Source organism: Pseudomonas sp. Z3-8 (genome assembly GCF_051131975.1).
Taxonomy (GTDB): Bacteria; Pseudomonadota; Gammaproteobacteria; order Pseudomonadales; family Pseudomonadaceae; genus Aquipseudomonas.
This window is the reverse complement of the sequence record NZ_CP071643.1, coordinates 5,605,052-5,630,968: the sequence shown is the minus strand read 5'-3', so window position 1 is coordinate 5,630,968 and position 25,917 is coordinate 5,605,052. Positions and strand designations below refer to the sequence as shown.

Sequence of the window (25,917 nt, the reverse complement as noted above, 5' to 3'; positions counted from 1 at the left end):
CCCTGAACATCGGCTCCAACAAGTTGGCCGCTTGATTGCATATGCTTGTACATACAAGTAAAGACGTATGCGTATGAGTCGCCTGCATTCAACGCAACGTTCGCTGAATCGCTGCCCACTGCCCGGGCTGGTCTGGATTGATCGCTGAGGAGTTTTTGCTGTGACCGACGCTACCCGCAAACCTGAAAAATACCGTGACGTTGAAATCCGCGCGCCTCGCGGTAACACGCTGACCGCCAAGAGCTGGCTGACTGAAGCGCCGCTGCGGATGTTGATGAACAACCTCGACCCGGAAGTGGCCGAGAACCCAAAGGAGCTGGTGGTCTACGGTGGCATCGGTCGCGCGGCGCGCAACTGGGAATGCTACGACAAGATTGTCGAAAGCCTGACCAACCTGAATGACGACGAAACCCTGCTGGTGCAATCCGGCAAGCCGGTGGGCGTATTCAAGACCCACAGCAACGCTCCTCGCGTACTGATCGCCAACTCCAACCTGGTGCCGCACTGGGCCAGCTGGGAGCATTTCAACGAACTCGACGCCAAGGGCCTGGCCATGTACGGCCAGATGACCGCCGGCAGCTGGATCTACATCGGCAGCCAGGGCATCGTCCAAGGCACTTATGAAACCTTCGTCGAGGCTGGTCGCCAGCATTACGATTCCAACCTCAAGGGCCGTTGGGTCCTGACCGCAGGCCTGGGTGGCATGGGCGGTGCGCAACCCTTGGCCGCGACCTTGGCCGGTGCGTGCTCGCTGAACATCGAATGCCAGCAGGTCAGCATCGATTTCCGTCTGAAAACCCGCTACGTTGACGAGCAAGCCAAAGACCTCGACGACGCCTTGGCGCGCATTGAGAAATACACCGCCGAAGGCAAGGCGATTTCCATCGCGTTGTGTGGGAACGCCGCCGAAATACTCCCTGAAATGGTCCGTCGTGGTGTGCGCCCGGACATGGTCACCGACCAGACCAGCGCCCACGACCCGCTCAACGGTTACCTGCCGGCCGGCTGGACCTGGGACGAATACCGCGCCCGCGCCAAGACCGAACCTGCTGCCGTGGTGAAGGCCGCCAAGCAATCGATGGCCGTGCATGTCAAAGCCATGCTGGCCTTTCAGAAAATGGGCGTGCCGACCTTCGACTACGGTAACAACATCCGCCAGATGGCCCAGGAAGAGGGCGTCGAGAATGCCTTCGACTTCCCGGGCTTCGTTCCGGCGTATATCCGTCCGCTGTTTTGCCGTGGCATCGGCCCGTTCCGCTGGGCCGCGCTGTCGGGTGACCCGCAGGACATCTACAAGACCGACGCCAAGGTCAAGGAACTGATCGCCGACGACGCTCACCTGCACAACTGGCTGGACATGGCCCGCGAGCGCATCAGCTTCCAGGGCTTGCCGGCACGTATCTGCTGGGTTGGCCTGGGCCAGCGCGCCAAGTTGGGCCTGGCCTTCAACGAGATGGTGCGCAGCGGTGAGTTGTCGGCGCCGATCGTGATCGGTCGCGACCACCTCGACTCCGGCTCCGTCGCCAGCCCGAACCGTGAAACCGAATCCATGCAGGACGGCTCCGACGCCGTTTCCGACTGGCCGCTGCTCAATGCCTTGCTCAACACCGCCAGTGGCGCGACCTGGGTGTCGCTGCACCACGGTGGTGGCGTCGGCATGGGTTTCTCCCAGCACTCGGGCATGGTGATCGTCTGCGACGGCACCGACGAAGCGGCCGAGCGTATCGCCCGCGTCCTGCACAACGATCCGGGCACTGGCGTCATGCGTCACGCCGACGCCGGTTACCAGATTGCCATTGATTGCGCGAAGGAGCAGGGGCTGAACCTGCCGATGATTACCGGTAAATAATCCCGGATCCCCTGTGGGAGCGAGCTTGCTCGCGATGAGGCCGGCACATTCAGCTCATGTGGTGGCTGATAGACCGCCATCGCGAGCAAGCTCGCTCCCACAGGGACGCGGCGCAAACGAATTCCAGAACAATCCACAGAGGTTGAACCATGGCTGTCACCAGCACACGCGATAGCAGCAAGCCGTTGATCGAGAAACGTTCGATCGACTACATCCCGGAAGCGGAGAGACACGGTCGGTTGTTGAGCCAGTTCACCCTCTGGATGGGGGCCAACCTGCAGATCACGGCAATCGTCACCGGCGCGTTGGCGGTGGTGCTTGGCGGTGATGTGTTCTGGTCGTTGATCGGTCTGCTGATCGGCCAGGTGCTCGGCGGTGGCGTCATGGCCTTGCATGCCGCGCAAGGGCCCAAGCTGGGCCTGCCGCAGATGATCTCCAGCCGGGTGCAGTTCGGTGTGTATGGCGCGGCCATCCCGATCGTGCTGGTGTGCCTGATGTACCTGGGTTTCACCGCCACGGGAACCGTGCTTTCCGGCCAGGCGCTGGGCCAGTTGTTTGGCGTCAGTGACAGTCTCGGCATCCTTATTTTCGCCAGTGTCATCGTGCTGGTGACGGTGCTCGGTTACCGGGTGATCCACTTCATTGGCCGGGTCGCCAGCGTCATTGGTGTGATTGCCTTTGTCTACCTGTTCGCTCGCCTGATCAGCCAGACGGACGTGGGCGCACTCCTGCAAATTCGCCATTTCAGTTGGAGCAGTTTTCTGCTGGCGGTGTCGCTCGCGGCCTCCTGGCAGATCGCCTTCGGCCCCTACGTGGCGGACTATTCGCGTTACCTGCCGAGCAAGACGTCTTCGGTGAAAACCTTTTTTGCCGCCGGCGCGGGTTCAGTCATTGGCGCACAAGTGGCGATGATCCTCGGCGTGTTTGCCGCCGCCTCGGCCAACGGGCAGTTCGCCGGTCACGAAGTGGCCTACATCGTAGGCCTGGGAGGCACCGGCGCCACCGCTGCGCTGCTGTACTTCAGCATCGCCTTTGGCAAGGTCACCATCTCCACGCTGAACTCCTACGGCAGCTTCATGTGCATCGCGACGATCATCAGCGGTTTCCGCGGGCACCTGAACGTAACGCGGTTGCAGCGTCTGGTCTTCGTGCTGGTCATCGTCGGCGCCGCGACCCTGATCGCGCTGCTCGGCCAGCACTCGTTCCTCGGTGCGTTCAAGTCTTTCATCCTGTTCTTGCTCGCATTCTTCACGCCGTGGAGCGCGATCAACCTGGTGGACTACTACTGCATCACGCGCGAGCGCTATGACGTGCCGGCACTGAACGACCCGAACGGTCGCTACGGTCGTTGGAACGCCCTCGGCATCAGCGTCTACGTCTTCGGTGTATTGGTTCAGTTGCCGTTCATCGCCACCAAGTTCTATACCGGCCCGTTGGTGAAAGCCATGGGTGGTGTGGATATCTCGTGGATCATCGGTCTGGTGGTTCCGGCGGCGCTGTATTACCTCATCGCCAGAAAGTGGCACAGCGCAGTACCCGATCAATTGATCCTGCCGGTCGAGCAGGACGCGGTTGACGCACAACCGAGCAGGGCGGGCCGCATCCAAGCGGTCTGATGGGACGTTGACAGGGCTGGAAGCCTCTTGACTGCCGTAAGCCAATCCAACTGATTAGGAGCGTCACACAATGAAATCGAACAAGACCCTGCTGACCGCATTGCTTGCCATGGGCCTGCTGGCCAGCGCTGGCGCCACGCAAGCGGCCGGCTGGTGCGAGTCGGGCAAACCGGTGAAGTTCGCCGGCCTGAACTGGGAAAGCGGCATGCTGCTGACCGACGTGATGCAAGTGGTGCTGGAAAAAGGCTACGGTTGCAAGACCGACAGCCTGCCAGGCAATTCCATCACCATGGAGAACGCCCTGAGCAGCAACGACATCCAGGTGTTCGCCGAAGAGTGGGTCGGCCGCAGTGAGGTATGGAACAAGGCCGAGAAGGCCGGCAAGGTGGTGGGCGTCGGTGCGCCGGTGGTCGGCGCGATCGAAGGCTGGTACGTGCCGCGCTACGTGATCGAAGGTGATGCCAAGCGCAAGCTCGAAGCCAAGGCCCCGGGCCTGAAGAATATCGCCGACCTGGGCCAGTACGCCGCCGTGTTCAAGGATCAGGAGGAGCCATCCAAGGGCCGCTTCTACAACTGCCCGGCCGGTTGGACCTGCGAGCTGGACAACAGCGAAATGCTGAAGAGCTACGGCCTGGAAAAAACCTACACCAACTTCCGCCCAGGCACCGGCCCGGCGCTGGATGCGGCAGTGCTGTCGAGCTACAAGCGTGGCGAGCCGATCCTGTTCTACTACTGGTCGCCAACACCGCTGATGGGCCAGGTCGACCTGGTGAAGCTCGAAGAAAAACCGGGCGTGGATAAAAGCGTGAGCATCAAGGTCGGCCTGTCCAAGACCTTCCATGACGAAGCCCCGGAATTGGTGGCAGTGCTGGAAAAGGTCAACCTGCCGATCGACATCCTGAACCAGAACCTCGGGCGCATGGCCAAAGAGCGGATCGAGTCGCCGAAACTGGCGAAGATCTTCCTGAAGGAACATCCTGAAGTCTGGCATGCCTGGGTCAGCGAAGACGCTGCCAAGAAAATCGACGCGGCTCTGTAGGTCGAATATTTCCCGGCCAACCGTGGGGCTGGCCGGGACGTTCACCGCATCCACCTGATCGAGAGTCTCTTATGTTTCCCGAAAGCTTTACCTTCTCCATCGCCGACTGGGTCAACGGTTGGGTCGACTCCCTGGTGACCAATTATGGCGATGTGTTCCGGCATATCTCCGACACGTTGCTGTGGGCCATCGTCAACCTTGAAGGTCTGCTGCGCATGGCCCCCTGGTGGCTGATGCTGGCGATCGTCGGCGGTGTCGCCTGGCATGCCACCCGCAAGGTCGTGGCGACAGCGGTAATCGTCGGCCTGCTGTTCCTGGTGGGCGCGGTGGGCCTGTGGGACAAACTGATGCAGACCCTCGCGCTGATGCTGGTCGCGACGCTGATTTCGGTGCTGATCGGGATTCCGCTGGGCATTCTCTCGGCGCGCAGCAATCGCCTGCGTTCGGTGCTGATGCCCCTGCTGGACATCATGCAGACCATGCCAAGCTTCGTGTACCTGATTCCGGTGTTGATGCTGTTCGGCCTGGGCAAGGTCCCGGCGATCTTCGCCACGGTGATCTACGCCGCGCCGCCATTGATCCGCCTGACCGACCTGGGCATCCGCCAGGTTGACGGCGAAGTCATGGAAGCCATCAACGCCTTTGGCGCCAACCGCTGGCAGCAGCTGTTCGGCGTGCAACTGCCCCTGGCCCTGCCGAGCATCATGGCCGGGATCAACCAGACCACCATGATGGCCCTGTCGATGGTGGTCATCGCCTCGATGATCGGCGCCCGTGGCCTGGGTGAAGACGTACTGGTCGGCATCCAGACCCTCAACGTCGGGCGCGGCCTCGAAGCCGGGCTCGCCATCGTGATTCTCGCCGTGGTCATCGACCGCATTACCCAGGCCTATGGTCGCCCTCGGCATGAGGTGAGCAAATGAGCAACGCAGCCGTCAGCAAGATCGAAGTCAGGAACGTCTTCAAGATTTTCGGCAACCGGTCCAAGGAGGCCCTGGAGCTGATCCGCCAGAACAGGACCAAGGACCAGGTGCTGGCCGAAACCGGCTGCGTGGTCGGCGTGAACGACCTGTCGCTGAGCATCGGCACCGGTGAGATTTTCGTGATCATGGGCCTGTCCGGTTCCGGCAAGTCCACTTTGGTTCGCCACTTCAACCGGTTGATCGACCCTACCAGCGGCGCGATCCTGGTGGACGGCGAAGACATCCTGCAACTGGACATGGATGCCTTGCGTGAGTTTCGTCGACGCAAGATCAGCATGGTGTTCCAGAGCTTCGGCCTGCTGCCCCACAAGAGCGTGCTGGACAACGTCGCCTACGGCTTGAAAGTGCGCGGCGAAAGCAAGCAGGTCTGCGCCGAACGGGCGTTGCACTGGATCAGCACCGTGGGCCTGAAGGGCTACGAGAACAAATACCCGCACCAGCTCTCCGGCGGCATGCGCCAGCGCGTCGGCCTGGCCCGGGCGTTGGCGGCGGATACCGACATCATCCTGATGGACGAGGCGTTCAGCGCCCTCGATCCGCTGATCCGCGCGGAAATGCAGGACCAGTTGCTGGAACTGCAAAAGACTCTGCACAAGACCATCGTTTTCATCACCCACGACCTCGACGAGGCCGTACGCATCGGCAACCGCATCGCGATTCTCAAGGACGGCAAGCTGATCCAGGTCGGCACGCCACGGGAGATCCTGCATTCGCCGGCGGATGAGTATGTTGACCGGTTTGTGCAGCGCAGGGCGGCGGTGGTTTGAGGTTGTGGTGGTCGGCGCGCTTTTGTGGCGAGGGAGCTTGCTCCCGCTCGGGCGCGCAGCGGCCGCTTCTTTTGGGCCTGCTGCGCAGTCCAGCGGGAGCAAGCTCCCTCGCCACAAAGGCAGTGCCTTTAGCCAGGTGTGTTGCTGAAAAGAATTTCCCATGAGGTTGAAGATGTCCCAGGCTCAAAAAATCATCATCACCGACGCCCCGCTGCGCTGGCAGGACGTGGTCGCCGTCGCCCGCTTCGGCGCTGTGCTGGAGCTATCGGCCCAGGCCTGGGCGCGCATCGACAATGCCCAGGCCATCGTCCAGCGCATCGTCGCCAGCGGCGAACGGGCCTATGGCGTCAACACCGGGCTGGGCGCCTTGTGCAATGTCTCGCTCAAGGACGAACAGCTCAGCCAATTGTCGCGCAACACCTTGCTCAGCCATGCCTGTGGCGTCGGCCCCGCGCTGTCCGATGAGCAGACCCGGGCGATCCTCTGCGCGGCCATTCTCAACTACAGCCAAGGCAAATCCGGCATCCATCGCCGGGTGGTCGAGGCCTTGCTGGCGCTGCTCAATCGCGGCATCACGCCGCAAGTGCCGTCCCAGGGTTCGGTGGGCTATCTGACCCACATGGCCCACATCAGCATCGCGCTGCTGGGCGTCGGCGAGGTCAGCTATCGCGGACAGGTCGTCTCGGCGCAGCAGGCGCTGGCCGCTGAAGGTCTGCAACCGGTGCAGTTGGGGGCCAAGGACGGTTTGTGCCTGGTCAACGGCACGCCGTGCATGACCGGACTCAGTTGCCTGGCCCTGGCCGATGCGACGCGCCTGGTGCAGTGGGCCGATGTGATCGGTGCCATGAGCTTCGAGGCGCAGCGCGGGCAGATCGCCGCGTTCGATGCCGAGATCATCGCGCTCAAGCCGCACCCCGGCATGCAGCAGGTGGGCAGTAACTTGCGGGCGCTGCTCGATGGCAGCGAAGTTATCGCTTCGAGCCTGGGCATCCGCACCCAGGACGCCTTGAGCATCCGCTCGATTCCGCAAGTGCATGGCGCCGCTCGTGATCAGTTGGAGCATGCCCGGCAGCAGATCGAAACCGAACTCAATGCCGCTACCGATAACCCTCTGCTGCTGGGGACGCCGGACAGTTTCCGGGTCGTGTCCCAGGCCAACCCTCATGGCCAGTCGGTGGCGCTGGCGGCTGACCTGTTGGCGATCGCCATGGCGGAAATCGGCTCCATCGCCGAGCGTCGCCTCGACCGTTTGATCAACCCGCACGTCAGTGGGCTGCCGGCCTTCCTGGTGGCCAATCCCGGGGTGAATTCGGGGATGATGATCGTGCAATACGTCGCCGCGTCACTGTGCGCGGAGAACAAGCAACTGGCGCAACCGGCGGTGCTCGACAATTTCGTCACCTCCGGGTTGCAGGAAGACCATTTGAGCATGGGCACCAACGCGGCCCTGAAGCTGCACCGGGCGCTGGAAAACTGTACGCAGATCCTCGCCATCGAATACCTGTTGGCGGCCCAGGCCTTTGAGTTTCTCAAGGCGCAGCGTTTTGGCGCTGGCACCGACACCGCCTGGAAGCTGCTGCGCGAGCGCGTCCCGGCCTACGACCAGGATCGCTGGCTGGCGCCGGACATCGCCAGCGCCGCCGGGCTGCTCAGAGATCCGAATGTGCTGCACCACGTTCTACCGAATTTGAATTGATCAAAAAAAACGCCAGCGTGCCAAGGCACCTATAGCCCACAAGGCATCGCCCAAAAGGCGAAGGTGACGGATAACGGAACATTCCGGAGCGACTGGCGGGTAAAAACAAAACTCTCAAAAGGAGCAATACATGACTGCCTTGAACCTGATTCCCGGCCAATTGAGCCTGGCTCAATTGCGTGACATCTATCAGCAACCGGTGACGCTCAGCCTCGACGCCAGCGCATCGGCGCAGATCGAAGCCAGCGTTGCCTGCGTGGAGCAGATCCTCGCCGAGAATCGCACCGCCTACGGCATCAACACCGGTTTCGGCCTGTTGGCCTCGACCCGCATCGCCAGCGAAGACCTGGAAAACCTGCAGCGCTCTTTGGTGCTGTCCCATGCCGCCGGAGTCGGCGAGCCGATCAGCGATGCGCTGGTGCGGTTGATCATGGTGCTCAAGGTCAACAGCCTGAGCCGGGGTTTCTCCGGCATTCGCCGGCAGGTGATCGATGCGCTGATCGCACTGATCAACGCCGAGGTCTACCCGCACATTCCGCTGAAAGGTTCGGTGGGCGCATCCGGTGACCTGGCGCCTCTGGCCCACATGTCGCTGGTGCTGCTGGGCGAGGGCAAGGCCCGTTATAAAGGCGAATGGCTGCCGGCTGTCGACGCCCTGAAAGTCGCCGGCCTCGCGCCGCTGACCCTGGCCGCCAAGGAAGGTCTGGCGTTGCTCAATGGCACCCAGGTGTCCACCGCGTTTGCCTTGCGCGGACTGTTCGAAGGCGAAGACCTGTTTGCCGCTGCCCTGGCCCTGGGCAGCCTCACGGTGGAAGCGGTGCTTGGCTCACGCTCGCCATTCGATGCGCGCATCCATGCGGCTCGCGGCCAGAAAGGCCAGATCGATGCCGCCGCGGCCTATCGCGACCTGTTGGGCGAGCGCAGCGAAGTGTCGGATTCGCACCAGAACTGCGACAAGGTCCAGGACCCGTACTCGCTGCGTTGCCAGCCGCAAGTAATGGGCGCCTGCCTGACCCAGTTCCGCCAGGCCGCCGAGGTGCTGGTGATCGAAGCCAACGCTGTGTCGGATAACCCGCTGGTGTTCGCCACCGAGGGCGACGTGATCTCCGGCGGTAACTTCCACGCCGAACCGGTGGCGATGGCCGCCGATAACATGGCCCTGGCGATCGCCGAGATCGGCTCCCTGAGCGAGCGGCGCATTTCGTTGATGATGGACAAGCACATGTCGCAGCTGCCGCCGTTCCTGGTGGCCAATGGCGGGGTCAACTCCGGCTTCATGATCGCTCAGGTTACCGCTGCGGCCCTGGCCAGTGAAAACAAGGCGCTGTCCCATCCTCATTCGGTGGACAGCCTGCCGACCTCGGCGAACCAGGAAGACCACGTCTCCATGGCCCCGGCCGCCGGCAAGCGCTTGTGGGAAATGGCCGAGAACACCCGTGGGATTCTCGCGGTGGAATGGCTGGCGGCGTGCCAGGGGCTGGATTTGCGCGGTGGTTTGAAAACCTCGGCCAAACTGGAACAGGCCCGGGCGTTGCTGCGTGCAGAGGTGCCTTTTTATGAGAAGGACCGCTTCTTTGCGCCGGACATCAATGCGGCCAGTGAGCTGTTGGCGAGTCGGTGTCTGAACGAGCTGGTCACGGCGCAGTTGTTGCCGAGCCTGTAAGGGCCTCATCGCGAGCAAGCTCGCTCCCACAGGGGGGCGGTGCCGAACGCCGATCTGGGGTACACCCCTGATCCCTGTGGGAGCGAGCTTGCTCGCGATTCGATTTTGAATAATTCGAGGAGACTCGGGATGAAAACCCTCTGGCAGAACTGCCACGCCGCCACCATGGCCCAGGGCGCCTACTCGATTATCGAAGACGCCGCCATTGTTACTCAGGGCGAGCACATCCAATGGATCGGCCCCCGTGCCGAATTGCCGGTGGGCGACTACCCGGCAATCAACGACCTGAAGGGCGCCTGGGTCACCCCGGGGCTGATCGATTGCCACACCCACGCGGTGTTCGGCGGCAACCGCAGCGGTGAATTCGAACAGCGCCTGCAAGGCGTCAGCTACGCCGACATCGCCGCGGCCGGCGGTGGCATCGCCAGCACCGTGCGCGCGACCCGCGCCGCCAGCGAGGACGAGCTGTTCGCCAGCGCCGCAAAACGCCTGAAAAGCCTGATGCGCGACGGCGTGACCACGGTGGAAATCAAATCCGGCTACGGCCTCGACCTGCCCAGCGAACGCAAAATGCTGCGGGTCATCCGCCGCCTTGGCGCCGAACTGCCGGTCAGTGTGCGCAGCACCTGCCTGGCGGCCCACGCCTTGCCGCCGGAATACAAGGACCGCGCCGACGACTACATCGAACACATCTGCGCCGAAATGCTCCCGGCGTTGGCCGCCGAGGGGCTGGTGGACGCGGTGGATGCGTTCTGCGAGTACCTGGCGTTTTCTCCCGAGCAGGTCGAACGGGTGTTCTTGACCGCGCAGCGATTGGGCCTGCCGGTAAAGCTGCACGCCGAGCAACTGTCGTCGTTGCATGGTTCCAGCCTGGCGGCGCGGTATCAGGCGCTGTCGGCCGATCACCTGGAATTCATGACCGAGGATGACGCCAAGGCCATGGCCGAGTCTGGCACCGTAGCGGTGCTGCTGCCGGGGGCATTTTATTTCCTGCGTGAAACCCAGTTGCCGCCCATGGATGCCCTGCGCAAGCACGGCGTGAAAATCGCCGTCGCCAGTGACCTCAACCCCGGCACCTCGCCCGCGCTGTCGTTGCGCCTGATGTTGAACATGGCCTGCACCTGCCTGCGCCTGACCCCGGAAGAAGCACTGGCGGGAGCAACTATTCATGCTGCGCAGGCCTTGGGCATGGCCGAGACCCACGGCTCGCTGGAAGCCGGCAAGGTGGCAGACTTTGTCGCCTGGCACATCGATCGCCCAGCCGATCTGTCGTACTGGCTCGGCGGCGATCTGGAAAAACGCGTCGTGCGCCACGGCGTGGAAATCGATTGAGGAGAACGGTTGTGGAGAAGGTCCTGAATTTCAAGCAAGGGCGCGTGCCGCTGTTGATCAGCATGCCTCACGCCGGCCTGCGCCTGACGCCGGCGGTAGAGGCCGGGTTGATCCCCGAGGCCCAGAGCCTGCCGGACACCGATTGGCATATTCCGCGGCTGTATGATTTCGCCGAAGACCTGGGCGCCAGCACCCTGGCGGCTGAATACTCGCGGTTCGTCGTGGACCTGAACCGTCCTTCCGATGACAAGCCGATGTACGTCGGTGCCACCACCGGTCTGTACCCGGCGACGCTGTTCGATGGCGTGCCGTTGTTTCGCGAAGGCCTGGTGCCGTCGGCTGATGAGCGTGCCACGTACCTGCAGCAGATCTGGATGCCCTACCACCAGGCCCTGCAACAGGAACTGGCGCGGCTCAAGGCCGAGTTCGGCTATGCCTTGCTGTTCGATGCCCACTCGATCCGTTCGGTGATCCCGCACCTGTTCGACGGCAAGCTGCCGGACTTCAATCTCGGCACGTTCAACGGCGCCAGTTGCGATCCGACGCTGGCCAGCCAGCTCGAAGCCATCTGCGCTCGCCACGGCCAGTTCACCCATGTGCTCAACGGACGCTTCAAGGGCGGACACATCACCCGGCACTACGGCAACCCGGCCGAGGACATCCACGCGGTGCAACTGGAACTGTGCCAGAGCACCTACATGGAAGAGTTCGAGCCATTCAACTACCGCCCGGACCTGGCGGCGCCGACCCAGGTGGTGCTCTGGGAGTTGCTGGAAGGTTTCCTGGCGTGGGGACAAAAGGCCTACAAACGCTAATTCGAGGTGAGGCGGCTGTTGTGGCGAGGGAGCTTGCTCCCGCTGGGTGGCGAAGCCGCCCTCGCTTTTTTGCGGTCGCTACGCAACCGAGCGGGAGCAAGCTCCCTCGCCACAAGAGCATCCATGCTGCTCAAGCTGTCGCCACCGTGCAAAACCGCGTCGCCACAGTTCATCTTCAGCCCCTCGACGCTGCGTAATGTTCCAGGCACGGTGCACCAAGACACCGGCCTACAATAATCCGCTGCCGCACGAGACCTTTCCGATGAAAAGACTGTTCAAACGCTGTCTGTCGATCCTCTGCGGTACCGTCCTGTTGAGCTCCGGCGCGATGGCTGCCGAGGCAGCGTCCTGCCAGACCGTGCGCATGGGCGTGGTCAACTGGACCGACGTGATCGCCACCAGTGGCATGGCTGACGTGCTGCTCACCGGCCTGGGCTACGAAAGCAAGCAGACCAGCGCCGTCCAGCAGATCATCTTCGCCGGCATCCGCGACAAGCGGCTCGACATTTTCCTCGGCTACTGGAAACCGGCGATGGACAAGAACATCGCCCCGTTCCTGGCGGCCAATCAAGTGAAAGTATTGGACAAACCAAGCCTGTCCGACGCCCAGGCGACCCTGGCCGTTCCCGACTACGTGGCGGCGGCGGGGCTCAAGACGTTCGCCGACATCGCCCGGTTCAAGGACCAGTTGGGGGCGAAAATCTACGGCATCGAGCCGGGCAGCGGCGCCAACACCACCATCAAGACCATGATCGAGACCAACCACTTCGGTCTCAAGGATTTCAAGCTGATCGAGTCCGGCGAGGCCGGGATGCTGGCGGCGGTGCAGCGGGCAGTCAATCGCAAGGAATTCGTGGTCTTTGTCGGCTGGACCCCGCACCCGATGAACATCAACATGAACATCGCTTACCTGACCGGCAGCGAAGATGTCTATGGCCCCAACGAAGGCGCCGCGACGGTCTCCATCGTCACCGCGCCGGACTACGCACAGCGGTGTCCGAACGTGCAGCGGCTGCTGGAGAACCTCACGTTTACCGCCGCGCAGGAGAGCCAGTTGATGGTGCCGATCATGGAACGCAAGACGCCCCAGGACGTCGCGCGGCAATGGTTGCGCGAGCACCCGGAGGACCTGCAGCGCTGGCTCGCCGGCGTGACCAGCTTCGATGGCAAGGATGGCATCGCGGCGGTGCAGGCCAGTCTCAAGAACTGACCCAGTCTTGCGGGCACTGATAACCCCCGTGGCGAGGGAGCTTGCTCCCGCTCGGTTGCGCAGCAGCCGCCAGGAAGCGAGGACTGCTGCGCAGCCCAGCGGGAGCAAGCTCCCTCGCCACAAAAGCTTTCGGGCTAAACCGTAGCGTCCACGGCGAACCACAATGGCCTACCCACTCTCCCAGGCAATGTCCGCCTTCATCGACAAGACCCTGAGCTTCACCAGCCCGGATGACAGCCTCGCCGGCTCGCGCCAGGCTTACAGCCGGATGTGCCGGGCATTCACCCCGCCGCGCCCATCAACGCTTGCGGTCGAGGATCTGCACCTGGCTGGCGTCGCTGTCCGGGCCTATCACCTGCGTACTTCGCCGCCGCTCGCCGGGTGGCCGTGCATTCTTTATCTGCACGGTGGCGGTTGGGTGGTAGGGGACCTGGATTCCCATGATTTCATTTGCATGGAACTGGCCGCGGCCCTCGGCGTGCTGGTGGTGGCGGTGGATTACCGGCTTGCCCCCGAGCATCCGTTTCCCGCTGGGTTCGAAGATTGCCTCACCGTGTGGCGCCACCTGGGGGACCTGCCGTTTGCCATCAACCCACGGCGCCGGGCCGTGGTGGGCGACAGCGCTGGCGGCAACCTCGCCGCTGCGGTGTGCCTGGCCTTGCGCGATGCAGGGCAGCCTCTGCCCCGGTCGCAGGTGCTGATCTACCCGGCGCTTGGTGGTCCCGAGCATTTACCGTCGCGCACCGAATGTTTCGACGCGCCGCTCTTGAGCCGCAGTGACCTGCAACGCTATGACGCGTGGTACCTGCGTGGTACCCAGCCCTCAGCCTACGCCGCGCCATTGCTCGCCGAGGATTTCAGCGGCCTGCCCGCGACGCTGGTTGCCGTGGCGCAATGGGATCCGCTGCGCGACGATGGCCTCCTCTATAACGAGCGCCTGAGCGCCGCAGGGGTAGCCTCTGAGTTGTACAACGGCGAGGGTCTGGTCCACGGTTGCCTGCGCGCGCGGGGCCAGGTGCCGGAGGTCGATCAGCTATATCGCAGGCTACTGGCCTACCTGGCCGACACGCTTTGACTGCCGCAGGGCATGCTCATTAAGGTAATTCGGGTTTATGATGCCGGACGGCAGACTAAATAGAAGTCCCCACACGGATGACTCGACCCCTTACGGAGCGCGCAATGCAGACTTTGTACCCGCAGATCAAACCCCATGCCCGGCACGATCTGGCTGTCGATGACACCCACACGCTCTATGTCGATGAAAGCGGCTCGCCGGAAGGCCTGCCTGTCGTGTTCATCCACGGTGGCCCGGGGGCGGGTTGCGATGCGCAAAGCCGTCGCTACTTCGATCCGAATCTGTACCGCATCGTTACGTTCGATCAACGCGGCTGCGGCCGTTCCACGCCTCACGCGAGCCTGGAAAACAACACCACCTGGGACCTCGTCGAAGACCTGGAGCGCATCCGCAAGCATCTGGGCATCGAAAAGTGGGTGCTGTTCGGCGGCTCCTGGGGCTCGACCCTGGCCCTGGCCTACGCCCAGACTCATCCGGAGCGGGTACATGGCCTGATCTTGCGTGGGATCTTTCTCTGCCGTCCGCAGGAAATCGAATGGTTCTACCAGGCCGGGGCCAGTCGCCTGTTTCCCGATTACTGGCAGGATTACATCGCGCCGATCCCCCTGGATGAGCGCGACGATCTGCTCAGCGCGTTCCACAAACGCCTGACCGGCAACGACCAGATCGCCCAGATGCACGCGGCCAAGGCCTGGTCCACTTGGGAGGGCCGCACCGCAACCCTGCGCCCGAACCCGCTGGTGGTCGATCGTTTCTCCGAGCCGCAGCGAGCGCTGTCGATCGCCCGGATCGAATGCCACTACTTCACCAACAACGCCTTTCTCGAACCCAACCAGTTGATTCGCGACATGGGCAAGATCGCCCATTTGCCGGGCGTCATCGTGCACGGTCGCTACGACGTGATCTGCCCGTTGGACAATGCCTGGGAGCTGCACCAGAACTGGCCCAACAGCGAGTTGCAGGTGATCCGTGACGCCGGCCACGCCGCTTCGGAACCAGGGATTACCGACGCGTTGGTGCGCGCCGCCGCGCAAATGGCCCGCCGGCTGCTCGACCTGCCACCTGAAGAAGCATGAAGGGGTTGCTGCAGAGGGTTCGTGGCGCCCGGGTCGAAGTCGCGGGCGAGATTGTCGGGGCGGTGGACCATGGCTTGCTGGTGCTGGTAGCCGTCGAGCCTGGGGATACCCGGGCCAGTGCCGACAAATTCCTGCACAAGCTGCTTAACTATCGGGTGTTCAGCGACGCCGACGGCAAGATGAACCTGTCCCTGGCGGACGTCGCGGGTGGTTTGCTGCTGGTCTCGCAGTTCACCCTGGCGGCGGACACCAAAAGCGGTCTGCGCCCGAGCTTTTCAACCGCCGCGCCGCCCGCCCTTGGCGAAGAATTGTTCAACTATCTCCTGACCCAGGCGAAACAGGTGCATGGCACCGTGGCATCAGGTAGATTCGGCGCCGACATGCAAGTGCATCTGGTCAATGATGGCCCGGTAACCTTTCTGTTACAGGCCTGAAAGCGTTTGAAACATCTTTTCGGTCCGGTTTCGAGTCAAAACAGGGAGTTTTCTCGATAAATACTTTGCTAGCCCTGATGCGTTGTCACGCGGCCTACTAGATAATCGCGCGCTACGGGGGATCGGCGTTCGCCGGTCCATTTGACTTAGGTAGAGACTTGTCCTGAACCGTTTGGGGAATCATTTTGTCCCATCGGAGTCGGAACAATGCTCGCCAACTTGGCAAGAGTGGTCCGCAGGAGCGGTTTTTCAGCGCCGTTACCGTGCAGATACTTTATCTGGCCGTTGGTTTTTTGATCTGTTTTCGGCGAGGGTTGCTCGTGATTGTTAGTCCCTGTAATGCACCAAAAATGACTGCCAAACGGTTTAGAAACGCTCTGGTAGCGGGCTCGGCCCTGCTGTGCCTGTTTGGCGCGGGCCAACTGTGGGCATTCAGCCTGGATGATGTATCGGCGAAGGCACAAGAACTGGCCGGGCAGAAATTCGAAGCCCCGCGCAGCAACCTGCCGAACGAATTCCGCGAAATGAAATTCGCCGATTATCAGAAAATCCGTTTCCGCACCGAAAAAGCTGAATGGGCCGACCAGAAGACACCGTTCAGGCTGTCCTTCTATCACCAGGGCATGCATTTCGACACACCGGTGAAGATCAATGAAATCACCGCGACCACCGTCGAAGAGATCAAATACGACCCGACACGCTTCGATTTCGGTGATGTGAAGTTCGATCCGAAGGCCACCGAACAATTGGGCTACGCGGGTTTCCGCGTGTTGTACCCGATCAACAAGGCCGACAAGCAAGACGAAATCATGACCATGCTCGGCGCCAGCTACTTCCGCGTCATCGGCAAGGGCCAGGTTTATGGCTTGTCCGCTCGCGGCATGGCGATCGATACTGCATTGCCATCGGGTGAGGAGTTCCCGCGTTTTCGTGAGTTCTGGATCCAGCGTCCGAAGCCGACCGACAAGCACCTGGTGATCTTCGCCTTGCTCGATTCGCCACGGGCCACCGGCGCTTATCGCCTGACCGTGCGCCCGGGCACCGATACCGTCGTTGACGTCAAATCGCGTGTTTTCCTGCGTGATCGCGTCAACAAGCTGGGCATCGCCCCGTTGACCAGCATGTTCCTGTTCGGCGCGAATCAGCCGTCCAAGGTCTTGAACTACCGTCGCGAGCTCCACGACTCCAGCGGCCTGTCCATCCATGCCGGCAACGGCGAGTGGATCTGGCGCCCGCTGAACAACCCGAAACACCTGGCCGTGAGCAACTTCTCGGTAGAAAACCCGCGTGGTTTTGGCCTGCTGCAACGTGGTCGTGACTTCAGCCACTACGAAGACCTGGACGACCGCTACGAAAAACGTCCAAGCGCCTGGATCGAACCGAAAGGCGACTGGGGCAAGGGTACCGTAGACCTCGTCGAGATCCCGACCGCCGACGAAACCAACGACAATATCGTTGCGTTCTGGAGCCCGGAAAAACTGCCTGAGCCAGGCCAGCCACTGGACTTCGCCTATCGCCTGCACTGGACACTTGATGAAGCCAGCCTGCACTCGCCAGACAGCGCCTGGGTCAAGCAGACCCTGCGTTCCACGGGTGACGTGAAGCAGTCCAACCTGATTCGCCAGCCGGATGGTAGCGTGGCCTACCTGGTCGATTTCGAAGGCCCGTCCCTGCAAGCCCTGCCTGAAGACGCCGAGGTGCGTAGCCAGGTGAGCGTGGGTGACAACGGCGAAATCGTCGAGAACAGCGTGCGCTACAACCCTGAAACCAAGGGCTGGCGCCTGACGTTGCGCCTGAAGATCAAGGATCCGGGCAAGGCGACCGAGATGCGTGCCGCGTTGGTCCGGCCGCTGGTTCCTGTAGAGCTGCCGGCTACCTCGCATTCCGTGACCACGCTGGCCAAGGCCGATAAGGTCGCCAAGCAGCAGAGCGAGAAAGAGAAAGCCAACGAACAGGCCGGCCAGCAGCAGGAAGCCAAGGCCGTCAAGGCGTCCACCGCCGCCGCCGAGCCGACCCCAACCCCGCAGGAACCGGAGCAGACTGAACAAGTCCTGACCGAGACCTGGAGCTATCAGTTGCCTGCCGATGAGTAATACTTCCGTACAGCCAGTGTCTCTGAGCGAGTATCTGGCCCATTTGCCGATGACCGACGAGCAGCGCGCCGAACTGGCGGGCTGCAAGTCCTTCAGCGAATTGCATGAACGCCTGGCTTCGTCGACGTTCGATGCGCCCGACGAGGCAGCCCAAGCCTCGGTGGGCCGTCGCCTGGCGCTCAGCACTGCCGAGGAACTCGAGGACGCCGAAATGCTGGCCCTCGATTCCAGTGGCCGTGTATGCCTGAAGGCTACTCCGCCGATTCGCCGGACCAAGGTCGTGCCGGAGCCATGGCGCACCAACATCCTGGTACGCGCCTGGCGCCGCCTGACCGGTCGCACCAACCCGCCGAAGCCGCCCAAGGACGAGCGCGTCTTGCCGCATGCGCGCTGGCGTACCGTGGGTTCGATCCGCCGCTACATCCTGTTGATCCTGATGCTCGGCCAGACCATCGTGGCCGGCTGGTACATGAAAGGCATCATGCCGTACCAGGGCTGGTCGCTTGTGGACCTGGATGAAGTGCTGCATCAGCCGCTGCTGCAGACGGCCACGCAAGTGCTGCCATACGCGCTGCAAACCAGCATTCTGATTCTGTTCGGGATCCTGTTCTGCTGGGTCTCGGCCGGTTTCTGGACCGCGCTGATGGGATTCCTCGAACTGCTTACCGGGCATGACAAGTACCGCATCTCCGGTGCCAGCGCCGGTAACGAGCCAATTCCCAAGGATGCCCGCACCGCCCTGGTGATGCCGATCTGTAACGAGGACGTGCCACGGGTATTCGCCGGTCTGCGCGCCACGTTCGAGTCGGTTGCGGCCACGGGTGACCTGGACCGCTTCGACTTCTTCGTGCTCAGCGACAGTAACGAAACCGATATCTGCGTCGCCGAGCAGCAGGCCTGGCTGGATGTCTGCCGTGAAACCGGGGGCTTCGGCAAGATCTTCTATCGTCGCCGCCGTCGCCGCGTGAAACGCAAGAGCGGCAACCTCGACGACTTCTGTCGTCGCTGGGGCAGCGACTACAAGTACATGGTCGTGCTCGATGCCGACAGTGTCATGAGCGGCGAATGCCTGACCAGCCTGGTGCGCCTGATGGAAGCCACGCCGGACGCAGGCATCATCCAGACCGCACCGCGTGCCTCGGGCATGGACACGCTGTATGCGCGCATGCAGCAGTTCGCCACACGGGTCTACGGTCCGCTGTTCACCGCCGGCCTGCACTTCTGGCAACTGGGCGAGTCGCACTACTGGGGCCACAACGCGATCATCCGCATGAAGCCGTTTATCGACCACTGCGCCCTGGCGCCGTTGCCCGGTAAAGGTGCCTTCTCCGGTGCGATCCTCTCCCACGACTTTGTCGAAGCCGCGCTGATGCGCCGTGCCGGCTGGGGCGTGTGGATTGCCTATGACCTGCCGGGCAGCTACGAAGAGCTGCCACCGAACCTGCTGGACGAACTCAAGCGTGACCGTCGCTGGTGCCACGGCAACCTGATGAACTTCCGGCTGTTCCTGGTCAAGGGCATGCACCCGGTGCACCGTGCGGTGTTCCTAACCGGCGTGATGTCCTACCTGTCGGCACCGCTGTGGTTCTTCTTCCTGGTGCTGTCCACCGCGCTGCTGGCGGTGAACACGCTGATGGAACCGCAGTACTTCCTCGAGCCGCGCCAGTTGTATCCGCTGTGGCCACAATGGCATCCGGAAAAAGCCATCGCGCTGTTCTCGACCACCATCGTGCTGCTGTTCCTGCCCAAGCTCTTGAGCATCGTGTTGATCTGGGCGAAAGGCGCGAAGGAGTTCGGCGGCAAGTTCAAGGTCACGATGTCGATGCTGCTGGAAATGCTGTTCTCCATGCTGTTGGCGCCGGTGCGCATGATCTTCCATACCCGTTTCGTGCTGGCCGCCTTCCTGGGCTGGGCCGCGACCTGGAACTCGCCCAAGCGTGACGATGACTCCACGCCTTGGAGCGAAGCCATCAAGCGCCACGGCCCGCAGACCCTGCTGGGCTTCTTCTGGGCCTTGCTGGTGATCTGGCTGAACCCGAGCTTCCTGTGGTGGCTCGTGCCGATTGTCGGCTCGCTGATGTTGTCGATCCCGGTTTCGGTGATCTCCAGCCGCGTGGGCCTGGGCTTGAAGTCCCGTGATGAAAGCCTGTTCCTGATTCCCGAGGAATACGCGCCGCCACAGGAACTGCTGTCGACTGACCAGTACACCCATGAAAACCGTTGGCACGCGCTGAACGACGGCTTCATCCGGGCAGTGGTCGATCCGCGACAGAACGCCCTGGCGTACGCATTGGCTACCTCCCGTCACGGCAAGGCCGAGCCGATCGAATGGCTGCGCGTCGAGCGCGTCCGTCATGCCTTGAAGGTCGGCCCGGCCGGGCTCAACAACGCCGAGCGATTGGCGCTGCTGAGCGATCCGGTGGCCCTGTCCCGCCTGCACGAGCAGGTCTGGAGCGAGGCGCATCCCGAGTGGCTGGCGGCGTGGCGTGAATCGGTCAAGGCCGATCCACATGCACCGTTGCTGCCGCTTCAACCGGTGGGCGCACAGCCTCAACTGGCCTGATACACAAAAAGCCCCGCTTCTGAAAAGAAGCGGGGCTTTTTGTTGGGCGCATTTTTATCGATGGTTCGCTCTTGTGGCGAGGGAGCTTGCTCCCGCTGGGGCGGTCCGACGTTTCGGGCGTAGCCGGCCCATGTTTTATGGTGAGGTCAGTGCTGCGGATTGACGCTATCCAACACTCGATTCGCCAACAAACCGCTCAGCTCGATCAGTTGCTGAATGCCAAGGGCAATGTGTCGCCGCGAGCCTTGCAGGTCGAATGCAAGGTCGCTGATCATGGCGTCGGCCGAGGCCAGGGTTTCGCTGAGGTTGGCGAGCAGGCTTTCGGTGTCGATACCGTCTACGACGGTGAAGAGCTGGCTCGAGGGATTGTCGTTGGGGTGGGTTTCTGGTTCTGGTGGGTTCGGTGTGGCTTTGAACATGGTTGACGCTCCTAGGGTGATGGAGCCGCCAGATATCGCTGCTAAACGAGGAGGGTGGCGACTGTACGCGGGTTAGCAGACCGGGACCCTAGAACCCGGCAGACCCGAAGGTCTCCCACGCACAACCGCCATGACATTAATGTGCAGGCGCTGAAGCCTGCTCACGCATGAGGGAGCGTACGTCTAGGGTTATCCAGGCTGCTAAACCCGATCGCTGAGCTGTCAGCGACCTGCAAACGTTAGAGCCCAGGGCCAAGGCGCACAAGCCGGCGGATTCTGGCGTAGTTGTAGGCAAAGGCGCAAGACGTCGTAGCCTTGGGATGACGGACTGTGGGAGTTGGGGGTTTTGAGTGTATATCCGTTATTTAGGTAACGGCTGCTTAGGGTTTCGCCCTTACGGCGACTCACTTTTTTTCAGACGCCAAAAAAAGTAAGCAAAAAAGGCTTTGCCCCACCACTCGGCACCTCGCCCAGGCTCGGTGTGCCCTCACTCCGGCATTGCTCCGTGGGCCCGCCGCGAAGGGCCGTCCCTGGCCCAGCGCGGCTATCCCGGCATCCATGCCGGGATGCCCACTGCGCAATGCCTGCGTTCGGCCAGCGTGGTTAACGGGGCGCCTCAGATCAAGATCAAGATCAAAAGCAAGGCGGCCTGGCAGCCGACCTTATTCTCACGGCGGTACGCTGATTCCAATGTGGGAGCGAGCTTGCTCGCGATGGCGGCCTTGCAGCCGGCCAGGGGTTTGTTGGCCGGGTACATATCCTTTGCTGCGGTAATGGCTGCTTAGGGTTTCGCCCTTACGGCGGCTCACTTTTTTCAAACGCTAAAAAAGTAACCAAAAGGCTTTGCGGTATGAGTCAACCACATAGGTTACAAATCAGTTCACTCACATAGGTAACAGTTTTTAACTGGCAGGGTCGGTTTTCGGATGACCATGCCATGCCGAGGCGGCCTTATAGCCGACCTGTTTCTTTGGCTTTATTCCAATCCCATTGTGGGAGCGAGCCTGCTCGCGAAGAGGCCGCCAGATCCGACATCTTCATCAACCGTGGCACCGCCTTCGCGAGCAGGCTCGCTCCCACAGGTGTTTTGTGTCGTCTACAAAATATTGGTTGAACGCAGAGGCATTGTGGGAGCGAGCCTGCTCGCGAAGAGGCCGCCAGATCCGACACCTTCATCGAATGTGGCACCGCCATCGCGAGCAAGCTCCCTCGCCACGGTGTCAGTTGTGCGCAAGCATCAAACCCTGAACCGCCCCACCAATGTCTGCAAATGAACCCCCAGCCGCGCCAGTTCGGCACTGGAGGCGGCAGTCTCTTCACTGGACGAAGCCGTCTGCTCTGACACATCTCGCACATTCAACACGCTACGGTTGATCTCCTCCGCCACCGCACTCTGCTGCTCGGCCGCCGCTGCGATCTGCTGGTTCATCGACTGGATCGCCGACACCGTGCGAGTGATGTTTTCCAGCGAGCCGCCGGCGCGGCGGGTCAGTTCGACGCTGCTGTCGGTCAGGCTGCGGCTGTTGTCCATGATGGTCGCGACCTGTTCGGTACCCGCTTGCAGGCCGACGATCAACTCTTCGATTTCCTCGGTGGACTTCTGGGTGCGCTGGGCCAGGCTGCGAACTTCGTCGGCCACCACGGCGAAGCCGCGCCCGGCTTCACCGGCTCGGGCTGCCTCGATGGCCGCGTTGAGGGCCAGCAGGTTGGTTTGCTGGGCCACGGACTTGATCACGTCCAGGACGCTGCCGATCTTGTCGCTTTCGCGCTTCAAGTCACCCATGGCGGCGGTGGAGTTGCCCACTTCTCGCGCCAGGCGCTCGATCTGGGCGATGGCTTCGCCGACGACCTTGTCACCTTCGCGGGCCTGTTGGTCGGCGGCGACGGCGGCTTCGGAGGCTTCCTCGGCGTTGCGCGCCACTTCCTGCACGGTGGCGGTCATCTCGTGCATGGCGGTGGCGACCTGATCGGTCTCGATCTTTTGGCTGTTGACCCCGGCGCTGGTCTGTTCGGTCACCGCCGAGAGTTGTTCAGCAGCGCTGGCGATCTGGGTAACGCCTTCACCGATGCCGCCGATCAACTGCCGCAAGCCAACGGTCATGCGTTGCATGGCGCGTTGCAATTGACCGAGTTCGTCACGGCGTTCGGACGTCAGGTTGTGGGTAAGATCGCCCGCGGCGACGCGTTCTGCCACCTTCAGGGTCTCATCCAGCGGGCCGACGATCTGCCGGGTGATGAGCAAGGCGGCGATCACACCGAACAGCAGCGCCAGTGCGGCGGCTGCGATCAGAACGGTCTTGGCCTGGGCGGTGTCGTGGTCGCGCACGGCCGTCTGGGACGCGGTGAGCTTCTGGCTGGAGTCGATCAGGACCCGGCCTTGCTCGCTCATACGCTGCAGAGCGGCACCGTTATCAAGCTGGGAGTCACGGAACTGGCTGACTGCCGCCCGGTAGATGTTCATCGAGTCGCTGGCCTGCTGGAGTCTGTCGGCGTGTTCCTCAGGCAACTGGGCTGGCAAGCGTGCCAGCAGTTTCAGGACATCGGTAATTGCATCGATGGCCGGCTGTTGGGCCTCGCTTTTGCCGCTGTAGGTGTAACCGCGAACCTGATAGCGTGCCTGTTGAATCGCCTTGCTCAAGGTCACCACGCTGTTGAACTGGGTGATGTCGCCGCCCTGTAGCAGCGCTTTCTCCACTTCGGCGACGCGGGCCACGGTGTTATCGGCACTGGCGCCCAGCTTGCCGCGGGCATCTTCGCGGCTGACGGTGGCGCTGGTCATCTGGGCGAAGGCGCTTTTGTATTCGGCGACGGCGGCCAGTTGCTTGTCGATCAATGCCACGTCGTCAGGCTGTTCGATCATCTCGCGAGCTGTCTTCAACCCGGCTTCGAGCTTGCCGAGCAGGTCGTTGACCTGTTGCGGGCCTTTTTCGCCGCGCGTGGTGTTGTAGTCGATGCTGGCGAGGTCCAGGTCCTTGCTCAGGTCGTTCAGGCTGGCAATGAACCCCAGCTTGTCGCCCCGGCTGATGACATTGCCCAGGCCGGACCAGCCGGTGAACGCGATCATCAGGGTGAGGAACAGCACCAGGCCGAAGCCGAAGCCAAGTTTGCGATTAACGCTTACGTTTCCCAGACCCTGGGCAAGCCACCGGAACATGCTGATACTCCCTTGGAGCGTTGAATTGGTTTTATGGGGACTGTATCGGCGGCTTTGGCAGGAGCTGTAGAAAATAGACGCGGCGGGTCTTTTTCGTGGCGAGGGAGCTTGCTCCCGCTTGGTCGCGAAGCGACCACCCGGGGCAGGAATTTACGACTGCTTCGCAGCCGAGCGGGAGCAAGCTCCCTCGCCACGGGAAAGCAAACAGGTTCTTAGAACAGCCGTGCAAGCAGGGCCGTGACCGCGGTCTCGACCCGCAGGATCCGTTCGCCGAGCTGCACCGGTTGCAGGCCGGCCTTGCCCAGCAGGTCGATTTCGTAGGGGATCCAGCCGCCTTCCGGGCCGATGGCCAAGGTCACCGGCTCTGTCAGCGCGCGCGGGCAGGGCGGGTGATTGCCAGGATGGCCGACCAGCCCGAGGGTGCCTTCGACGATGGCGGGCAGGCGATCTTCGACGAAGGGCTTGAAGCGTTTTTCAATGATGATTTCCGGCAGCACGCTGTCCCGAGCCTGCTCCAGACCCAGAATAAGTTGCTCGCGAATCGCCTCGGGTTCCAGGAAGGGCGTCTGCCAAAAGCTTTTTTCCACACGATAACTATTTACCAGCACCACCCGCGGCACGCCCATGGTGGCGACGGTCTGGAACACCCGCCGGAGCATCTTCGGACGCGGCAATGCCAGCACCAGGGTCAGCGGCAACTTGGCCGGCGGCGGCTGGTCGAGGGTCACTTGCAGTTCGGCTTCGCGAGCTTCCAGGCGCAACACCTGGGCGGTGCCCATCAGGCCGCCGATACGGCCGACCCGCAAGCTGTCGCCGACGGCGCTGCGGTGGACTTCCTGCATGTGTGTCAGGCGGCGATCGCTCAGGATGACGCGGTCCGGCTCGATGAAATCGGCCTCTTCGAGCAGCAGCAGGTTCACGCTTGGGTCGCTGGGGGCTGGTCGTTGTGGTCGTCGACCGGCTGGTCCTCGGGTTCTTCTTCGCGGCGTTTGCGCACCAGCCCGCCGAACAGGATGCCGATCTCGAACAGCAGCCACATCGGCACGGCCAGCAAGGTCTGGGAGAAAATATCCGGCGGCGTGAGAATCATGCCGACCACGAAGCAACCGATGATCACGTACGGACGGATCTTCTTCAGATAGGCGACGTCGACCACACCGATCCACACCAGCAATACCACCGCCACGGGAATCTCGAACGCCACGCCAAAGGCGAAGAACAGCGTCATGACGAAATCCAGGTAGCTGGTAATGTCGGTCATCATTTCCACGCCGGCCGGGGTGGCGGCGGCGAAGAACTTGAAGATCAGCGGGAATACGAAGAAGTAGGCGAAGGCCATGCCGGTATAGAACAGCAGGATGCTCGACACTAGCAGCGGCACGGCGATGCGTTTTTCATGCTTGTACAGGCCCGGGGCGATGAAGCCCCAGATCTGATGCAGGATCACCGGGATCGCCAGGAACAGCGAGACCATCATCGTCAGTTTCAACGGCGTCAGGAACGGCGACGAGACATCGGTGGCGATCATCGTCGCGCCTACCGGCAGGTACTCGCGCAGCGGCGTGGAGACGAAGGTGTAGATCTGCTGGGTGAAGGCAAACAGCCCGGCAAAGATGATGAACACCGCCGCGACGCAGCGCAGCAGGCGGGTGCGCAACTCGGTGAGGTGCGATACCAGCGGCATCGGCTGGTCGTTTTCAGGGATATCGCTCATGGGGCTCGCGGCGGCAGAGTGGAGTCGTTGGGAGTCGGGGGCGTCGCAGTCACCGGATCAACCGGTTTGGCCGGTTCAACGACCACTGGCGCAGCTTCGACCGCCGGGACCTGGGGAGCAATTGTCGGCTCGGCCACGGGCTGGACCGGCGTCGGCTCCTGCTGGGTCGGCGAGAAGATCTTCCGTGCTTCCTGTTCCAGGGACAGGATGTGTTCGTTGTGCAGTTGCCGACGGATGTCGTCGGCACCGATTTCACGTTCAACTTCCTGTTTGATCGCATTGAAGCTGCGCTTCAGGCGCCCGATCCACAGACCGGCGGTGCGCGCAGCGCCCGGCAGGCGTTCGGGGCCCAATACCAACAGGGCGACGAGGCCGACGAGCAGCAGTTCAGTGAAGCTGATCCCAAACATTAGTCAGTG

At 62.3% G+C, this 25,917-nt stretch carries 20 protein-coding genes; 15 read left to right on the top strand and 5 right to left on the bottom strand.

Annotation, left to right across the window (positions count from 1 at the left end; genetic code table 11):
• Positions 1 to 160: 160 nt before the first annotated feature.
• From hutU to mdoH, 15 genes are all read left to right on the top strand, one after another.
• Positions 161 to 1,849: a urocanate hydratase gene (gene hutU / locus J3P94_RS25565; protein ID WP_434570210.1), complete on the top strand. Its 1,689-nt coding sequence runs from the start codon at positions 161 to 163 to the stop codon at positions 1,847 to 1,849.
• Positions 1,850 to 1,998: 149 nt separating this feature from the next.
• A complete protein-coding gene (locus J3P94_RS25560; protein WP_305497402.1) occupies positions 1,999 to 3,465 on the top strand; it encodes a purine-cytosine permease family protein in 1,467 nt (488 codons plus the stop codon).
• Positions 3,466 to 3,535: 70 nt separating this feature from the next.
• Entirely contained in the window at positions 3,536 to 4,504 is a 969-nt protein-coding gene (locus tag J3P94_RS25555) for an ABC transporter substrate-binding protein (RefSeq protein ID WP_434570207.1), read from the top strand.
• Positions 4,505 to 4,575: 71 nt separating this feature from the next.
• The gene (locus J3P94_RS25550) at positions 4,576 to 5,427 is read left to right on the top strand and encodes an ABC transporter permease (RefSeq protein ID WP_109752006.1); all 852 of its coding nucleotides are present in this window, start codon (positions 4,576 to 4,578) and stop codon (positions 5,425 to 5,427) included.
• Complete coding sequence (locus tag J3P94_RS25545) at positions 5,424 to 6,254, top strand: quaternary amine ABC transporter ATP-binding protein (protein WP_305497396.1); 831 nt, start codon at positions 5,424 to 5,426, stop codon at positions 6,252 to 6,254. Before J3P94_RS25550 ends, J3P94_RS25545 begins: the two co-directional genes overlap by 4 nt.
• 172 nt (positions 6,255 to 6,426) lie before the next feature.
• Positions 6,427 to 7,950 (top strand): histidine ammonia-lyase, encoded by a 1,524-nt coding sequence (gene hutH / locus J3P94_RS25540; protein WP_434570205.1) that lies wholly within the window; start codon positions 6,427 to 6,429, stop codon positions 7,948 to 7,950.
• A 130-nt stretch (positions 7,951 to 8,080) separates the two neighbouring features.
• Positions 8,081 to 9,613, top strand: coding sequence for a histidine ammonia-lyase (gene hutH / locus J3P94_RS25535; RefSeq protein WP_434570203.1), 1,533 nt, complete (start codon positions 8,081 to 8,083; stop codon positions 9,611 to 9,613).
• Positions 9,614 to 9,742: 129 nt separating this feature from the next.
• Positions 9,743 to 10,945 (top strand): imidazolonepropionase, encoded by a 1,203-nt coding sequence (gene hutI, locus J3P94_RS25530; protein WP_434570201.1) that lies wholly within the window; start codon positions 9,743 to 9,745, stop codon positions 10,943 to 10,945.
• An 11-nt stretch (positions 10,946 to 10,956) separates the two neighbouring features.
• Positions 10,957 to 11,760, top strand: a complete 804-nt coding sequence (gene hutG / locus J3P94_RS25525; protein ID WP_434570199.1) for an N-formylglutamate deformylase — start codon at positions 10,957 to 10,959, stop codon at positions 11,758 to 11,760.
• 262 nt (positions 11,761 to 12,022) lie between these two features.
• Positions 12,023 to 12,970 carry a choline ABC transporter substrate-binding protein gene (locus tag J3P94_RS25520; protein WP_434570197.1) on the top strand — a complete coding sequence of 316 codons (948 nt, stop codon included), beginning with the start codon at positions 12,023 to 12,025 and terminating at the stop codon, positions 12,968 to 12,970.
• A gap of 163 nt (positions 12,971 to 13,133) precedes the next feature.
• Positions 13,134 to 14,045: an alpha/beta hydrolase gene (locus J3P94_RS25515; protein ID WP_434570195.1), complete on the top strand. Its 912-nt coding sequence runs from the start codon at positions 13,134 to 13,136 to the stop codon at positions 14,043 to 14,045.
• 104 nt (positions 14,046 to 14,149) lie between these two features.
• Entirely contained in the window at positions 14,150 to 15,121 is a 972-nt protein-coding gene (pip, locus tag J3P94_RS25510) for a prolyl aminopeptidase (protein WP_003196909.1), read from the top strand.
• Positions 15,118 to 15,555: a D-aminoacyl-tRNA deacylase gene (dtd, locus tag J3P94_RS25505; RefSeq protein WP_434570192.1), complete on the top strand. Its 438-nt coding sequence runs from the start codon at positions 15,118 to 15,120 to the stop codon at positions 15,553 to 15,555. Before pip ends, dtd begins: the two co-directional genes overlap by 4 nt.
• A 350-nt stretch (positions 15,556 to 15,905) precedes the next feature.
• Complete coding sequence (locus tag J3P94_RS25500) at positions 15,906 to 17,648, top strand: glucan biosynthesis protein G (protein WP_434570190.1); 1,743 nt, start codon at positions 15,906 to 15,908, stop codon at positions 17,646 to 17,648.
• A complete protein-coding gene (gene mdoH / locus J3P94_RS25495) occupies positions 17,641 to 20,211 on the top strand; it encodes a glucans biosynthesis glucosyltransferase MdoH (protein WP_434570189.1) in 2,571 nt (856 codons plus the stop codon). Before J3P94_RS25500 ends, mdoH begins: the two co-directional genes overlap by 8 nt.
• Positions 20,212 to 20,357: 146 nt before the next feature.
• On the opposite strand, the gene J3P94_RS25490 is transcribed toward mdoH, so the two are convergent.
• From J3P94_RS25490 to tatB, 5 genes are all read right to left on the bottom strand, one after another.
• Positions 20,358 to 20,630, bottom strand: coding sequence for a DUF6124 family protein (locus tag J3P94_RS25490; protein ID WP_434570187.1), 273 nt, complete (start codon positions 20,628 to 20,630; stop codon positions 20,358 to 20,360).
• Positions 20,631 to 21,867: 1,237 nt separating this feature from the next.
• Positions 21,868 to 23,784 (bottom strand): methyl-accepting chemotaxis protein, encoded by a 1,917-nt coding sequence (locus J3P94_RS25485; RefSeq protein WP_434570186.1) that lies wholly within the window; start codon positions 23,782 to 23,784, stop codon positions 21,868 to 21,870.
• A 212-nt stretch (positions 23,785 to 23,996) separates the two neighbouring features.
• Positions 23,997 to 24,704 carry a 16S rRNA (uracil(1498)-N(3))-methyltransferase gene (locus tag J3P94_RS25480; RefSeq protein ID WP_434570184.1) on the bottom strand — a complete coding sequence of 236 codons (708 nt, stop codon included), beginning with the start codon at positions 24,702 to 24,704 and terminating at the stop codon, positions 23,997 to 23,999.
• Positions 24,701 to 25,498 carry a twin-arginine translocase subunit TatC gene (tatC, locus tag J3P94_RS25475; protein ID WP_305497375.1) on the bottom strand — a complete coding sequence of 266 codons (798 nt, stop codon included), beginning with the start codon at positions 25,496 to 25,498 and terminating at the stop codon, positions 24,701 to 24,703. The genes J3P94_RS25480 and tatC overlap by 4 nt, the downstream gene beginning before the upstream one ends.
• On the bottom strand, positions 25,495 to 25,908 hold the full coding sequence (tatB, locus tag J3P94_RS25470) for a Sec-independent protein translocase protein TatB (protein ID WP_434570182.1): 414 nt from the start codon (positions 25,906 to 25,908) through the stop codon (positions 25,495 to 25,497). The genes tatC and tatB overlap by 4 nt, the downstream gene beginning before the upstream one ends.
• Between the last annotated feature and the right edge of the window lie 9 nt (positions 25,909 to 25,917).